The sequence below is a fragment of the Kordia sp. genome (assembly GCF_965283645.1).
Lineage (GTDB): Bacteria > Bacteroidota > Bacteroidia > Flavobacteriales > Flavobacteriaceae > Kordia.
Genome location: NZ_CBDIPG010000001.1, coordinates 2970802 through 2986627, shown reverse-complemented (window position 1 = coordinate 2986627; position 15826 = coordinate 2970802). Strand labels below are relative to the sequence as shown.

The following is a 15826-nucleotide window of genomic DNA, read 5'->3' as shown; positions in this document are numbered from 1 at the left end:
TAATGAGTTGGAAAACAATATCTTAAAATGTGAATATATGTAATAAGTTTCGAAAATTTTCGTGCATTTCATCGAAAAAAATAACTTTTTATCGCATAATCCGTAAAAATTTAACATATTTGGCATGTTTTTAACATTTAATTAAGAACAAGACTAATAAAAAATTAACTTAAACTAATCTCGTATGAAAAAAATTACATTATTACTACTAAGTTTTTTCTGTTTCGGAATGATGTTCGCGCAAGAGCGTGAATGTTCTACAATGGAAAATTTGGAGTACAGAAAACAATTAGATCCACAATTGGAGGCTCGCATGCAGCAAATTGAAGACTACACGAGAACAAGAATTGAACAAGGAGGCATGGAAAGTGTTAGTGGAAACATTATCACTATTCCTGTTGTTATTCATGTATTATATACAAATGGCACAAACAATATTAGTGACGCACAAATTCAGTCACAATTAGATGTGTTAAACGAAGACTTTAGAAGAACCAATGCGGATGCAAATAATACATGGTCGCAAGCTTCAGATACGGAAATTCAATTCTGTATTGCAACAGTAGACCCAAATGGCAATGCAACAACTGGGATTACCAGAAAATCTGTCACTAGAACAGATTGGGGAACAAACGATGATATGAAAAGATCTTCTTCAGGAGGAGTAAATCCTTGGAATACTGCTGAATATTTAAATATGTGGATCGTTCCTCAAATGACAAGTGGAGGACGAACAATTTTAGGATACGCACAATTCCCTGGAGGAGCTGCAGCTACGGATGGTGTTGTTATGGCTTATAACTATTTTGGTAGAGTTGGAAATGTATCAGCTCCATTTGATGGAGGACGAACTACAACACATGAAGTAGGTCACTACTTAAACTTACGTCACATTTGGGGTGATGGAGCATGTGGTGCTGACGATTTTGTATCAGATACACCAGCTTCTGATGGAGCAAACTACGGATGTGACCCAACACATGTTTCATGTGGAAGTACTGATATGGTTCAAAACTATATGGACTACTCAGATGATGCATGTATGAACTTATTTACTGCTGGACAAAAAGCACGTATGCGCGCAGTATTAGATGCTGGAGGTGTTAGAAGAAGCTTAGCATTATCAGATAAATGTAGTGCTACACCGCCACCGCCACCAACATGTAATGATGGCATCCAAAACGGAGACGAAACAGGAGTAGATTGTGGTGGATCGTCATGTGCACCATGTCAGTCTGGATGTTCAGAAAATGAAGTTACGTTATCAATTACATTTGATAATTACCCAGAAGAAACTTCTTGGTCTATTGTAACTGATGGTGGAACTACAATTGGTTCTGATAGCTACACAACTTCAAATGCAGATGGATCTACAGTAACACAAACATTATGCTTACCAGACGATTGCTATACATTTACAATTAATGATGCATACGGAGACGGAATTTGCTGTACGTACGGAAGTGGTACGTATTCATTAGTAGGTCCTAATGGATTAATTGTATCTGGAGGAAGCTTTACAAACTCTGAAGCTACAGACTTCTGCTTAGGAAGCACACCACCACCGCCACCAACTTGTGACGATGGAATCCAAAATGGAGACGAAACAGGAATCGACTGTGGAGGTTCATCATGTGCGCCATGTCAAACTGGAGGAAATACTGTATTACACGAAGGATATTTCGAATCAGGATTAGACGGATGGACTGACGGTGGAAGCGATTGTTTCCGTTACAACGGATCACGCTCTTACGAAGGAAGCTATTCTATTCGTTTACGTGATAACTCAGGAACTGCTTCGGCAATGACATCTGAAACATTTAATCTTACACCATATCAAAGTGTAGAATTTACATTCTATTTCTATCCAAACTCAATGGAAAATGGAGAAGATTTCTGGGTACGCTATTACAATGGTTCATCTTGGAGTACAGTAGCAACTTATGCTAGCGGAAGTAGCTTTACAAATGGAAGTTTCTACTCTGCAACGGTAACTTTAGATAGTTCTCAAGTTAACTTTGCAACTAACTCACGCTTTAGAGTTCAGTGTGATGCAAGTGCAAATGCAGATCAAGTTTACATTGACCAAGTAACAATTACGGGTATCAATGGTGGTGCACGAATGGAATCTGGAAATAGAATCCAACAATTACGTTCAGGTCCACAAGGATCGGTTAGTGGAGATTTCTTAATGACACCAACAGTAACACGTGGAGACATTACGATCAACTTAGCTAGCTATAACGTTAATTCATCATACAGAGTATTGAATCTATTAGGTCAGACTGTGAAAACAGGAACATTGAAAGATGGAAGATTGAATGTAGCTGAATTAAAATCTGGAGTTTACTTATTAGAAGTAAGCGACGAAGAAGAGAAAATTATTGAGAAGTTTGTGAAGCAATAAGCAAGCACTTCAATATAATTATATACAACTGAAAACTCCCAAGTGTAAAAGCTTGGGAGTTTTTTTATTATTAAATCTGTTTCGTCCTGAAATATCGTTACTACAGAAATTTTTATTCTATTTATTTAACATTGTTCACTAGCACAATTGGTCGACAGACCCAGTTAAGCAGTCGTTGCAGTTCGTTATATGTAATGTTCTTTGCAGAGGACAATCAATCTGTGTTTCTCCAGGCGCACAAATAACAACGGTATTGCAAGTATACTCAAATGTGATATCTTCTTTACCGCCAAAAATACCATTAAGGTTAGAAACAGATTCCTTTTTTAATGCTAGGTAATTTATATTCTTTTTCTTCATAATTATATATTTTTAATTTAATAATGATTCAAATATATAGGTGTTCTATGTCAATATGAAGAAGTACAAACCGTAATTATCGAATTATAGGTTAAATGTAAGGGTTGTGTTTTTGGTTTTAAAAAAGAAAAGCGAACCGAAGTTCGCTTGAAACTCAACATTTGATTATGCAACGACTTCACAATCATAAGTTTTTTCATGACAATAATTAACAGATTCCAAAATAGTTTTTGGAATAGTTAGTGTTAAAATAGATGAATCTGCACCTCCATTAATCTGGTAAGGATTAATTGTGGCAATTGTTTGTTTTTTTACTTGAAGCTTTTCTAATCTTCTTTTTTTCATAATAATCAGTATTAAATTACTAAAAGCCATTCTGACTTTTTTCTACAGTTATAACTAATAGAAAATTAAAACGTGACATTTTATTTTAGCACTAATGATTATTAATGTATTTTGAACTAACAATTTTACGAAGCTTACAATCTAATTCTGTTGTTTTAAAAAGCCAGAAACCGTATCGCCTGTTCTTTTCTGAAACGCTTTTGAAAAAGAATTTACAGATCCAAAGCCAGCTTCTTTTGCCATGGCTTTCACGGTATATTTTTTATACTCAGAGTTGCTTTTTAGTTCTTCTATGCTATACTGAATGCGTAAATCGTTGATGTAATTTCGAAACGATGTAAGCTTGTGTGTATTTATTACTTTGGATAGATATTTTGTATTGGTTTGAATTTTTTTGGCAAACTCATGCAATGTAATTTTAGAAATTAAAAAGCCTCTTTCCTTTTCAAATTGTTGCAACTCAAATAGAATAGTGTTTACAATTGCTGGGTCAATATCTAATTGATTGTCGTTTGTTTCAGAATTTTGTTCGGCATTGCGTTGTTGACTTTCCAATAAGGTCATAATTTTTTGCAATCGTGTATCACCTTTTTTATTAAAAAAACATAGCAATCCAAACAGTAAAACCAATATTACTATAATGGTTGCTAGTATGTATATGCGTGTTTCAAACACCTGCTGTTTTTCTAGTAAATCATTAATTAATTGTTGTGTTTCCTGCGTTTGTGTAGTACTTGCAAACCCATAATTGGGCATACAACAGCATACTAGCACTAGAATTATATAGGTAACTTTCATTGTGTTTTTAATTTAAAAAAATTAATAATGCAGAGTTCAATAGCTAAGATTTTCGCTTCTATTTTAACTCATAACTCATAACTCATAACTCATTCAACTCTTTCTCAACTTCCTCATCTACTTCATTTTTCAGTGTTGGTTTTTGTTTTAGTTTACAAAACAGTCTTACAAATACGAGTACGACAATGACGATGAGTATGCTTTCAACTATAATTATCAGTAGTAAAAGTGTGGTGTTATTTGGTTTCATTGTATTGATTTTTATTAGTGTTACTGGCTACCAATACAATCAATTTTAGTTTAAAAAAGCCATGCGTATAGCAGGCTATGCTATAGTACAAGCATGGCTTTTAAGGGTACTTATGAAAAAAAAAATTAGTGAAACTCAGGCTTGCGAAGCCAACGGCGAACGCAAGCATGCTAGTTGAAGGAACACCGTTGCATAACAGTGTCTGTTTCTTATTTATATAAAGTTACAAGTCATCTTGTAGCTTTTGCAACTTCGCTTTATTCAATGCTGTTTGCGAGTTCATGAGTTTAAAAAGTTTTAATACTAACTTTATACCAAGTACAATGACTATAATTAAAAGAGCAATGATTACAATTTGATATATGGTTATAAAAATTCCGAATGTACTGAAAGAGTCATTTATAGTTGTTTCCATGATTAGTTTTGTGTATTGTTTTATATTTATTTTAAGACTGTTGTTGTTTTAAGTTGTAATATTATATTGAAACCAACCTATATAATATAAAAGATCAAGGGATATGAAAAAGAAATAAAAGTCTGCATATGCTAAAAGAGTAGAAACTCCGATAATTATAATATCTTTTAATTTTAGTTTCGGTAGTATGTATTTTATCAATATGTAAATAGTGCTAAGAAAAAGAACCCATAAAATTATTAGATAAGCTAATGTCATATTTTTTTCATCTTCACAATATTTAGAAGTTCCCATAAAAACGGATAAGAATAAATATGTATTCACAAACGTAATACTGAGCCTTTGAATAAGTTTAGGAATACTAGTAAACTTATGAGCTAACAATAAACTTATTGAAAGACTAATCATCAAAGGAAATAGATAAAATAGTGGACTTAATATTGTTACTTCAAGAAAGCTATTATTAAATACAATATACTTTTGAGTAATCCAATAAGTCAATGTAACTATACTTATTATTACTAGTATTTGTGCTATTGCGAATACATATTTTTTCACATGAATTTAGTTTAATAAGTTTTTTATCTCGCCTATATTTTTATTCTTATACTGGCTAGTTGTATTAATAAGTTCTGTCATTATATTTTTATATAAATCACTATCAGAATTATCTGTTGACACCTGAGCGACTTCGATTATTGAATTATACAATTCTTCTGTTAATACAAAATCACGATCATCATTGATAAAAGCTTGAACAAAATTACCTATTTCTGGTGAAGCAGTAGATATTTTGTATAAAACCTCAATATCTATAGACGATTTGAAATGTCGAGAAATAGCATAATATGCTTCAACATAAAATTTACCTTTTGAGTTAGTATTCAATAAATCTCTTAAAGAATATAGTTTATTATTTGGTAAGCTATTGTTAAAAATATCATATTCAACAATCATATTATTATTTGTCATTGCTCTAGCAGAAGATTCTTTAGAACAGATATCTGGCTCTTCTTGACATCCTTGAGCAAATGGTTGGCAGTTAGTCATAACATCATTACCATTTTGACAATGATGTGTTAAACCACAAGGTTTAGTATTTCCACCTGGGTCAAAACTTGGAGGAAATCTGCCTTCGTTGTCGTATCCGTAACGAGAAGCAAAATTTAATAATGCCACATCATTATATTTACTATTAGATGTTATTGTTTGCATTTCCTCAATTCCTAAGGCTTCTATATCATGGTCAGGAAATAGTGTTTTTGCAATAAACAAAATATTATCTAGAGTGTAATTATCAACTTTTTTTGCTGGAAATTCAACTAAATTATATATATCTAGGTCTTCATCTTTATCAAAAATTTCTATTTTCATATTATTGTCTGAATCTAGATAATGAATAATAATTCCGTTAACAATATTATTTCCATTTTTTGCTAGCGTGATAGTGACAATGTCAAACGAACTTGGAAAAGAAGAGATAATACTATTAAGGTTTTCTTCATCTACCTTAGTAAAAGAAACTAGTATTGAAGATAAATCATCACTATTCTCTTTAGTAGTAATTTTCGAAACATTTAGAAAAGTCTTACTCTCTTTCGAATAATATACATAATCTTCCGATTTTTGAAATCCTCTTTCATTACTCAATAAATTATAATTATTTGTATCAAAACTAATTGAGTTTATGCTTGAAAGATTTTGTAAATCTTCATCAGTATCATCATCATGTAAGCAAGAATAAAGCATAAAAAATGAAGTTAATAATAGTAGTGTAATTTTAGTTACTTTTTTAATTGTTTTCATTAGTATTGGTTTTTTTAAATACACCTACTCATTCGTTTTTCGGCATCCACGACTGTTGTTAGTAGTACTGAGTTTTTAGTAGTGAGTAGTGAGACTTAAAAATGGTCTCACTACTAACACCTCATTTCTCTATACTACCGAAGGAATAGCATCCTTCTAAAAACATTTGCCGTGATGTGTATTAAAAAAATACCTATCTTTGATTTGCAGATCGTAGGCAAATGTTTATTTGTTTACATGAGCTCCCGTGAAAGCGGGAGTCTTTTTTTTTATATATTCTTCACGTTGGTTTATCATTAATTACGGTTCATTACTATTTCAAAGCGGTTGTTTACTAGTTGTTAGCCCTCTCGGAACTATTTTGATGCGGTTATGTACCATTTATATGTGGTTACTTACCGTTTTTATTAGGTGCTGTAAGGGGTGTACCCCCCAAGCGAACCCCTTTTTTTGGGTTCCGAACCCTTTATATTCGTTACTGAACCGCTTTGTACCTATGCGGAACCGCTTTTTACCTTTACAGAACCACAAATAACTTGTAAACAACCTTAATGATTGTACAAATAACCTAAATGAACCTATCTTATAACCGTATTTATATGGTTTAGAACCTCATATTTTGGACAATGAACCATAAAGAAAGCTTTAAGTATCATCCATATCTAGTAATTCATTTTTTAGAGCTTCTCGTTTTTCACTTTTTTCAATAGTTTGGGTAAAAAGTTCTAAAATGGCATTTTCAATTTTCACATTTTCATTGAGTCCGTTAAATACATTCCGAATCATGGATGTACCGTAGGGCTTACCTCTATTGCTAGTTATTTTCTTTTGTTTTAAAATTTTTAAAACACCAGCTGTATAATGATATCCTAGTACTTCCTTTAGTTTTTTGCCTTGTTTTTTGTGTATCATACTTTATCTTTAATGGATGATGCAAAAAATACTTTTATCACAACTTTTCTTTCTTTTTAAAATATATCCTTTATTTTAGTTGTCAGATTTTTTTGATGGTGTAAAACTAATAAAGATTCAGGTAACAATACAAGTAGAACAAGTCTTGGTTTATAAATAAAGACTGTTGGTTTATAAACAAAGAGTCATATACCAAATATTAATTATGAAAATTTCTGTTTTGTGCTTAAAACTATATTTTTTGTGTTTATGGGTATTTCCTGTGAATGCTCAGGACTCATTAAGCACTTATAATTTTGAGATGTTATCAGACAAAATTAATGCTACTGATAATATAGATTTAAGATTCTTATATATAGATGAGTTTATTGAAAAGGCAAAAATGGAAAATAATCTACTTAATTTAAAAGCTGGGTTTTATTATAGGTTTAATTATTCAGAAAATGATAGTATTAAATTACAGAGTCTAGATAGTATTATCAAAATATCCGAAAAAAACCCTGACCCAGTCTTTACATCAATATCCTATATTAGTAAGGCATCATTATATAGAGAAAAAAGAGATTTTAAGAAAGCATTAAATACTTTCTTAAAAGCAAATAAGTACGCAAAAAAACATGATGATAAATATTGTTTTTTTCAAAGCAATTTACAAATAGGTATTCTTAAAGATAGAATTGGAAACTATAATGAAGCACTGAAAATACATAAAGAAAATATCAATTTTGTAAAAAAAAATAGTGATGTAATTAGTCAAAAGGACTATTTAAGTTCTGTTTTTGCTTTGGCTTTTACATATAAGAACCTAAGACAATTAGACTCTGCGGGATATTATAATGACTATGGTTTAGAGAAATCAAAAAATAATAATTTTAATGATCTGTATCACCACTTTCTATTGAATAAAGGCATCATTCAATTTTCAAAAAAAGAGTTTTTAGAAGCTGAAATAAACTTGCATGATGCCAAAGATTTCTTTGAAGAACAAGAAAATCTACCAAATACTGCCGAAGCATATTTTTATTTAGGAAAAATTAAATTCGAATTAAAAAATAAAAATAAAGGTGTTTTTCATCTTAAAAGAGTAGACTCAATATTTAATATAATGAATGATTTAATTCCTGAGATTAGAGAAACTTATTATATTTTGAGTGAGTATTATGAAAAAAAGAAAGACATTAGGAATCAGTTAAGATATACTCAAAAATTAATACGTGCAGATAGTATTTTAAATAGTAATTATATCTACATAAACGAGAATTTAAAATATAAGTATGACATACCTAAATATACTGCTGTAAAAGAAGAATTGATAAAAAGCTTAGAAAATAAAAATAAATCAATATATTATTACTCATTATTAGCATTGTTTTTAGCTTCAAGTATTATAATTTATTTAATAGTAAGACAGGTAATTCTAAAAAAGAGGTTCAATTTATTGATAAAAAATGAGTCTGTTAAAGATAAAAAAGAGATTGAAAACACTTTTGATAGTCAAGAATTAGATATTCCTGAAGAAATTTTAAACAACATAATTAGATTAATTAAAAATTTTGAAGCAGATAATAAGTTTATTGATTCAAAAATAACTTTAACTTCACTAGCAAAAGATTTTAACACCAATACTACGTATTTGTCAAGAGCCATAAACCATCTTAAAAATAAAAACATTAATGTGTACCTTAATGAATTACGTATAGATTTTGCTATCGAGAAAATAAAAATAGATAGCAAGTTCCGCAAGTATACTATAAAAGCAATAGCTAAAGAAGTTGGGTTTAAAAGTTCTGAAACTTTTTCTAAGACTTTTTTTAAAAAAACAGGATTAAAACCGTCTTATTTCATAAAACAAGTTGTAAAGTCAAACGAGTTTAATAATTAGTTAAAGCACTTATAATCAAACACATAAAACAGATCGTTTATAAATCAAGACTTACTTATTATCCTTGCCATAAAAACTAGTGATATTTATATTTAAATTTGCTCAATATAAAATTTAAATTAATTTAAGTTATGAAGAAACAACAAGAGAAAAACCTTTTATCTTTAACAAAACGAAAAATTGCTAGTTTAAATCATGTCTATGGAATATACGGAGGCACAGGTCAAGGCGCAGGAGATTTTCCTACAGGAGGTGAAACAACAAAACCAAATGTACCTGTTCCTGACACCTATGTTTTAGCTTGTATTGAGACCTCTGAAAGATATGTGCTTAAAAAGAAAGGAAAAGGACCTGTTGTAGATGGTTAAATAAATTACCCTGAGGGTGAGCCTCGAGGTCAAGTGGAAGAAAATCTTATTTTTTCAAACTTCCCTCTTGACCTCGAGGAATTCTTTAGATTAATAATTAAAATGTTATCATATTGTTTAGTTTTTATAAAAGTAAGACTCTAATTATTTTTTGCATAATATCGTTTATTACAAGTTGTGCAAATAAGAAAGAGTTAATTAGTTCAGTTAAAAAACCATTGATTAAAAAGTTTCCTAAAAAAGAAGTTAACTTTTGGTATTTTAAAGATATTTATACAGATTCTTTGGCAGGAATAAGTTTAGATTTGGCACAACAGGAATTGCTTAGAGATAAACAAGGAAAGCAAACTATTATTGCTATACTAGACACTCCTATAAATATAAATCATGAATATATAGAAAATGCTATTTGGACTAATAAAAATGAGATTCGAAATAACGGAATTGATGATGATAGAAATGGGTACATTGATGATATTCACGGATGGAATTTTCTAGGCAACCAAAGTGGGCAAAATATTTCATTCATGAAAATGGAATATACTCGTATTATAAAAAAATATGACTCCTTATTCATTGATAAAAACTACGATGATATTAAGCCAAAAGATACAGATAATTATGAATTGTATTTGAAAGCAAAAAAATATTATTCAGACATGCTAAAACAATCTAAAGAATACGAAAAATATTACAGCATGGTTTTTAATGCGTACCATAAGGCAAAAAAACAATTATCACCTTACCTGAAAAATGATTTTTCAAAATCAAAGCTTGACAGTCTAAAAAAGAAACATCTTGATAACAAGAGTGTCCAAGATGCAATTTTTAACATAAATACTTTTACTAGTTATACGTCTGAGGAAGAAATAAATCTTGGTTATCTAATATATACAAATCATATAAAAGTTTTATTAAATATTGATTATGATGAAAGGGCAACAATGGCAGATAATCCTGATAATTTAAATGACAAATATTATGGCAATAATATAGTTAATCATAATTTAGATGTTCTAACACATGGGACTCGTATTATCTCTCCCATAATTAACTCTCAAACACAAAATGATTCAATAAGAGGAATTTCCTCATATAATAAAATTATGCCTATTTGTATTTCTGGTTATGGCGATGAACATGATAAGGATATTGCTTTAGGTATAAGATATGCTGTTGACAATGGTGCTAAAGTAATCAATATAAGCTTTGGTAAAGAATTATCTTTATATAAACAATGGGTTTTTGACGCTTTCAAGTATGCTGAAAAAAATAATGTTTTAATTGTTTCATCATCTGGAAATAATAGTTTAAATCTCAATGAAATTAATGATTATTATCCCAATGACAATATTAATAACGGTCAAGAAGTTTCAAAAAACTTTTTATTAGTCGGTGCATCTTCATATATAATGAATGACAATTTAGTTTGTAATTTTTCAAATTATGGTAATATTGATGTTGATATATTTGCTCCTGGCGATATGATACGTACAACAATTACTAATAATAATTATATTGATGAAAAAGGAACATCTATGGCATCAGCAATTACCTCTGGAATTGCTGGATTAATATTTTCATACTACCCAAACCTAACCGCTTCCGAAGTAAAACAAATTATCATGGAATCAGGCACTTCATATGATATTATGGTAAACAAACCATCTTTAAGTAAAGAAAAAGAATTAGTTCCCTTCAGTTCCCTATCCAAATCAGGAAAAATAGTAAATGCCTATAATGCGTTGCTCATGGCAGAAGAAGTTTCTAAAAAGAAGAAACGTAAAAAATAAAACACATGTACATCATTTGGTCACTCATTAATGCAGCTTTTGTCATTCTCTTTTTCGCATTGGTATTGTCGTTATTTACAAAAGGAAAAAAGCTGTTCAATAACAGATATGGTAATCCTATTATTATAGTATTAGTATTAGGTGTTTTGGGCATTATTAATGCAAAGGATAAAGAACTTGACAACACATACGTACTTAATGGTACTGTAACGCAAAGTGATGTTACTAAAGAAATTAATACCAAATTGGAAGAAAATTTGTCATTGACATTTCATCTTTCAGTTCGGTTTACGAAAGATGCAAAAGGTGAATTTGTTCCCGTTTCTAGCCAAAGTAGATTAGATGGATTTATAAGCGGTTTTCAATGGGAATATAAAAATATTGTCATTAATAAAAACACGGATGGTTCTTTTTCATATGAAGCCTATGGATTACTACATTGGGGTTTATTGGGAATAGAGTTGTACACTCAAAATAAAGATTTTGAAGGTACATTTCAACTTGAAGAATATTAGATACGATATTGTTATATTTACTTCGTAAAAACTACCACTTTTGAAATTATTAAAACTAGTTACACTATTTTCAATTTGCTCTTGTATTATATCTTGTGCTTCTGTGAAATCTCCAAAAGCAGTTACATTTGCTATTTCCAAAAAACAACCACTTACCGAAAAAGAAAAGAAAGACTGGTATTTTAAAGATATCTATACAGATTCAATACCCGGAATTAGTTTACATAAAACCTATGATTTTTTAAACAACAAAAAAGCAGCTACAATTATTGTCGCCGTTATTGATTCAGAAATTGATATAAATCATGAAGATTTAAAAAACCAAATTTGGGTAAACAAAGATGAAATTCCAAACAATAATATTGATGATGACAATAATGGTTATGTAGATGATATTTATGGTTGGAATTTTTTAGGAACTACAGTCAACGATTCTCTATCCTCTACGACACATGAAACAGTAAGAATTGTAAGGAAGTATAAAGATTTTTTTCATGATAAAGATTCATTAGCAGTTAGAGAAAAAAATAAAATATTATATCAAAACTATTCAAATGCTAGTGTTGAACTTGAAACTAGACTATTAGAAGCAATAGAAAATTATGACTACTTTGTTGGGTTTACAAGTAGATATGAAAAGTTAAAAGATACATTAAGCTCAGTTCTTAAATCAAATCAGATTACTTTACAAAAACTAGATTCTTTAAAAGAAGTTTCAAACGATTCAACGATTCTAAAAAAAATTAAGAGCATGCAATATTGTATGCAAAATGACATCGATGAAGATTGGTTAAAGGATGTAACCTTTATGCATAAAATTAATAAGGATAAAGTATATAATATAAATTACTATAAAGATAGATTAACAAAAGATGACCCTTTGAATCTTAAAGATTCAATTTATGGTAATAATAATATTGAAGGAACTTACAAGCTTGATCATGCAACAGAAGTAGCAAGTCTTATACTTTCTGTATTTGATGATAGAATAAAGCATAATATCAAAATTATGCCAGTTGTAATATCTACTTATGGAAGCGAATATGATAAAGATATTGCACTAGCCATACGATATGCAGTTGATAATGGTGCTAAAGTCATCAATATGAGCATTGGAAAAGCATTTACTTTAAATGAAGAATGGATTATAAAATCTATTCAATATGCGGAATCTAAAGATGTATTGATTGTTTCTGCGGCAGGGAATGAGGCTTTAGACCTTGATAATCCTGATATTTATTATTATCCAAATGATATGGATCAAAATAAAAATGAAATAACAAATAATTTTATTGTGATTGGTTCTTCAAATCAAACAAATAACTTAGTTTCAGTATATTCTAACTATGGAGAGAAAACGGTTGATATATTTGCTCCAGGAGAAGAAATAAAGGTATTAACTAGAGATGAAAGCATTAATGATTCAGGTACATCACTATCTACTGCAATTGTTTCAAATATTGCTGCTTTAATTCGATCTCGTTACCCAAAATTATCCGCTTCCGAAGTAAAGCAAATCATCATGGAATCGGGTGTTTCATATGACATTATGGTTAATAAACCATCTTTGGAAGGAAAAGAAGAAAAAGTCCCATTCAGTTCCCTGTCCAAATCAGGAAAAATAGTAAATGCCTATAATGCGTTGCTTATGGCAGAAGAAGTTTCTAAAAAGAAAAAAAAGCGTAAAAAATAAAACACATGTACATCATTTGGTCACTCATTAATGCAGCTTTTGTGATTTTCTTTTTTGCATTGGTATTGTCGTTATTTACAAAAGGTAAAAAGCTGTTCAATAACAAATACGGTAATCCTATTATTATAGTATTAGTTTTAGGTGTTTTGGGCATTATTAATGCAAAGGATAAAGAACTTGACAACACATACGTACTTAATGGTACTGTAACGCAAAGTGATGTTACTAAAGAAATTAACACCAAATTGGAAGAAAATTTGTCATTGACATTTCATCTCTCAGTTCGGTTTACAAAAGATGCAAAAGGTGAATTTGTTCCCGTTTCTAGCCAAAGTAGATTAGATGGATTTATAAGCGGTTTTCAATGGGAATATAAAAATATTGTCATTAATAAAAACACGGATGGTTCTTTTTCATATGAAGCCTATGGATTACTACATTGGGGTTTATTAGGAATAGAGTTGTACACTCAAAATAAAGATTTTGAAGGTACATTTCAACTTGAAGAATATTAGATACGATATTATTATATTTACTTCGTAAAAACTACCACTTTTGAAATTATTAAAACTAGTTACACTATTTTCAATTTGCTATTGTATCATATCTTGCGCTTCTGTAAAATCTCCAAAAGCAGTTACATTTGCTATTTCCAAGAAACAACTACTTACCGAAGAAGAAAAGAAAGACTGGTATTTTAAAGATATCTATACAGATTCAATACCCGGAATTAGTTTACACAAAACCTATGATTTTTTAAACAACAAAAAAGGCGATACAATTATTGTTGCTGTCATCGATACTGAGCTAGATATAAATCACAAAGAATTAAAAAGTCAAATTTGGATCAATAATAATGAAATACCTAAGAACGGTATCGATGATGACAACAATGACTATGTAGATGATATTCATGGTTGGAACTATGTAGGGAGTACAGAAAAAGATAGTGTTCCTTACGGATTTTATGAATATGTGAGAATTATTAATCGCTTTGATTCAATTTATAAGGATGTCATTTCTTTAAATGATATTGATAAATCTAAAAGACAGGATTTTAAAAAATATCAAGAAGCTTACGAAGCTTATCATTTTAACCTAGCGTTAACAAAAAAAAATATAGAAAGATACAAGGCAGGAAAACAACGCTATCTAAAAGCAAAAAAAATAACAAATGAATACATAGGAGATGTTACTAATGTTAGTCTAACTCAACTTGATTCTTTAGGAAATGCAGTTTCAAATGAAGATCATAAAAAAGAAATACAACGATTTGGTCGTTTTAAAAAACAAAGGATATCTGAGAAATTTATTGATAATAGGATAAAATTTTATAAAAATGTCATTAATTCTAAATTTAATTTTGATTATGAAGAACGTTATCTGATTACTGATGATTCCAATGACCTTACGGATTTTCCTTATGGGAATAATGATGTTCAAGGGACAAAAGAACTAAGTCACTCTACGAAAGTTTCTTCCATCATTGCAGCGACAAGAAATAATACATTAGCTGAAGGAATCAATGATAAAGTGAAAATAATGCCTTTGAGTATTTCAGTATCTGCCAGTGAACATGATAAAGATATTGCATTAGCGATACGTTACGCTGTAGATAATGGAGCCAGAGTTATTAATATGAGCATAGGTAAAAATTTTTCATTATATCCCGAATGGGTATATGATGCGTTAGAATATGCAGAAAAACATGGTGTTTTAGTAGTAACATCATCAGGGAATGATGGCTATAACCTTGATAAAAAGAATAACTATCCAAATGATGCTATAAATGGAAAGGAGTTTTTAAAAAACTTCATAAAAGTAGGTAACACTTCCTATAAAGTAGACTCTATGTTTGTTGATAATAGTTCTAACTATGGAAAAACAGAAGTAGACATATTTGCACCTGGCACACAAATTTCTTGTTTAAACAGATGGAGAATGACTACTGACACAGGGACTTCGTTGTCATCTGCAGTTGTGAGCGGTGTTGCAAGCTTACTGTTTTCCTACTATCCCGATTTGACAGCCAAAGAGGTAAAACAAATTATCATGGAATCTGGAGTACCTTATGATATTATGGTTTTAAAACCTTATCCAAATGGAGAAAAACGCGATCCAAATAAAGTCCCATTCAGTTCCTTATCCAAATCAGGAAAAATAGTAAATGCCTATAATGCGTTGCTCATGGCAGAAAAGGTTTCAAAGGAAAAGAAGAAGAAACGCAACTAATTACACACTTCATTTATAAAAAGTATAGGTGTAAATTCATGAATATGGAC

Annotated in this window: 14 protein-coding genes; 8 read left to right on the top strand and 6 right to left on the bottom strand. The window is 30.0% G+C overall.

Annotated features, from left to right (window positions below):
* Nucleotides 1-184 precede the first annotated feature (184 nt).
* Nucleotides 185-2407, top strand: a complete 2223-nt coding sequence (locus ACQ654_RS13125; protein ID WP_430410791.1) for a M43 family zinc metalloprotease — start codon at nucleotides 185-187, stop codon at nucleotides 2405-2407.
* 138 nt (nucleotides 2408-2545) lie between these two features.
* On the opposite strand, the gene ACQ654_RS13120 is transcribed toward ACQ654_RS13125, so the two are convergent.
* The 6 genes from ACQ654_RS13120 to ACQ654_RS13095 all read right to left on the bottom strand — a co-directional run bounded on the left by ACQ654_RS13120 (nucleotide 2546) and on the right by ACQ654_RS13095 (nucleotide 7293).
* On the bottom strand, nucleotides 2546-2767 hold the full coding sequence (locus tag ACQ654_RS13120) for a hypothetical protein (protein WP_430410790.1): 222 nt from the start codon (nucleotides 2765-2767) through the stop codon (nucleotides 2546-2548).
* Nucleotides 2768-2932: 165 nt separating this feature from the next.
* Nucleotides 2933-3112: a hypothetical protein gene (locus tag ACQ654_RS13115; RefSeq protein WP_430410789.1), complete on the bottom strand. Its 180-nt coding sequence runs from the start codon at nucleotides 3110-3112 to the stop codon at nucleotides 2933-2935.
* A 141-nt stretch (nucleotides 3113-3253) separates the two neighbouring features.
* Nucleotides 3254-3910 (bottom strand): helix-turn-helix domain-containing protein, encoded by a 657-nt coding sequence (locus ACQ654_RS13110; RefSeq protein ID WP_430410788.1) that lies wholly within the window; start codon nucleotides 3908-3910, stop codon nucleotides 3254-3256.
* 473 nt (nucleotides 3911-4383) lie between these two features.
* Entirely contained in the window at nucleotides 4384-4575 is a 192-nt protein-coding gene (locus ACQ654_RS13105) for a hypothetical protein (protein ID WP_430410787.1), read from the bottom strand.
* 564 nt (nucleotides 4576-5139) lie between these two features.
* Nucleotides 5140-6381 (bottom strand): hypothetical protein, encoded by a 1242-nt coding sequence (locus tag ACQ654_RS13100; protein ID WP_430410786.1) that lies wholly within the window; start codon nucleotides 6379-6381, stop codon nucleotides 5140-5142.
* 645 nt (nucleotides 6382-7026) lie between these two features.
* On the bottom strand, nucleotides 7027-7293 hold the full coding sequence (locus ACQ654_RS13095) for a hypothetical protein (protein ID WP_430410621.1): 267 nt from the start codon (nucleotides 7291-7293) through the stop codon (nucleotides 7027-7029).
* 205 nt (nucleotides 7294-7498) lie between these two features.
* On the opposite strand from ACQ654_RS13095, the gene ACQ654_RS13090 reads away from it, so the two are divergent.
* From ACQ654_RS13090 to ACQ654_RS13060, 7 genes are all read left to right on the top strand, one after another.
* Nucleotides 7499-9175: a helix-turn-helix domain-containing protein gene (locus tag ACQ654_RS13090; protein ID WP_430410785.1), complete on the top strand. Its 1677-nt coding sequence runs from the start codon at nucleotides 7499-7501 to the stop codon at nucleotides 9173-9175.
* A 131-nt stretch (nucleotides 9176-9306) separates the two neighbouring features.
* Nucleotides 9307-9543 carry a hypothetical protein gene (locus ACQ654_RS13085; RefSeq protein ID WP_430410784.1) on the top strand — a complete coding sequence of 79 codons (237 nt, stop codon included), beginning with the start codon at nucleotides 9307-9309 and terminating at the stop codon, nucleotides 9541-9543.
* A 218-nt stretch (nucleotides 9544-9761) separates the two neighbouring features.
* Nucleotides 9762-11336, top strand: coding sequence for a S8 family serine peptidase (locus ACQ654_RS13080; protein ID WP_430410783.1), 1575 nt, complete (start codon nucleotides 9762-9764; stop codon nucleotides 11334-11336).
* Nucleotides 11337-11341: 5 nt separating this feature from the next.
* Complete coding sequence (locus ACQ654_RS13075) at nucleotides 11342-11851, top strand: hypothetical protein (RefSeq protein ID WP_430410618.1); 510 nt, start codon at nucleotides 11342-11344, stop codon at nucleotides 11849-11851.
* A gap of 40 nt (nucleotides 11852-11891) precedes the next feature.
* The gene (locus tag ACQ654_RS13070) at nucleotides 11892-13544 is read left to right on the top strand and encodes a S8 family serine peptidase (protein ID WP_430410782.1); all 1653 of its coding nucleotides are present in this window, start codon (nucleotides 11892-11894) and stop codon (nucleotides 13542-13544) included.
* A gap of 5 nt (nucleotides 13545-13549) precedes the next feature.
* Nucleotides 13550-14059, top strand: coding sequence for a hypothetical protein (locus ACQ654_RS13065; RefSeq protein ID WP_430410781.1), 510 nt, complete (start codon nucleotides 13550-13552; stop codon nucleotides 14057-14059).
* Between the two features lie 40 nt (nucleotides 14060-14099).
* Nucleotides 14100-15776, top strand: coding sequence for a S8 family serine peptidase (locus ACQ654_RS13060; RefSeq protein WP_430410780.1), 1677 nt, complete (start codon nucleotides 14100-14102; stop codon nucleotides 15774-15776).
* Nucleotides 15777-15826 lie beyond the last annotated feature (50 nt).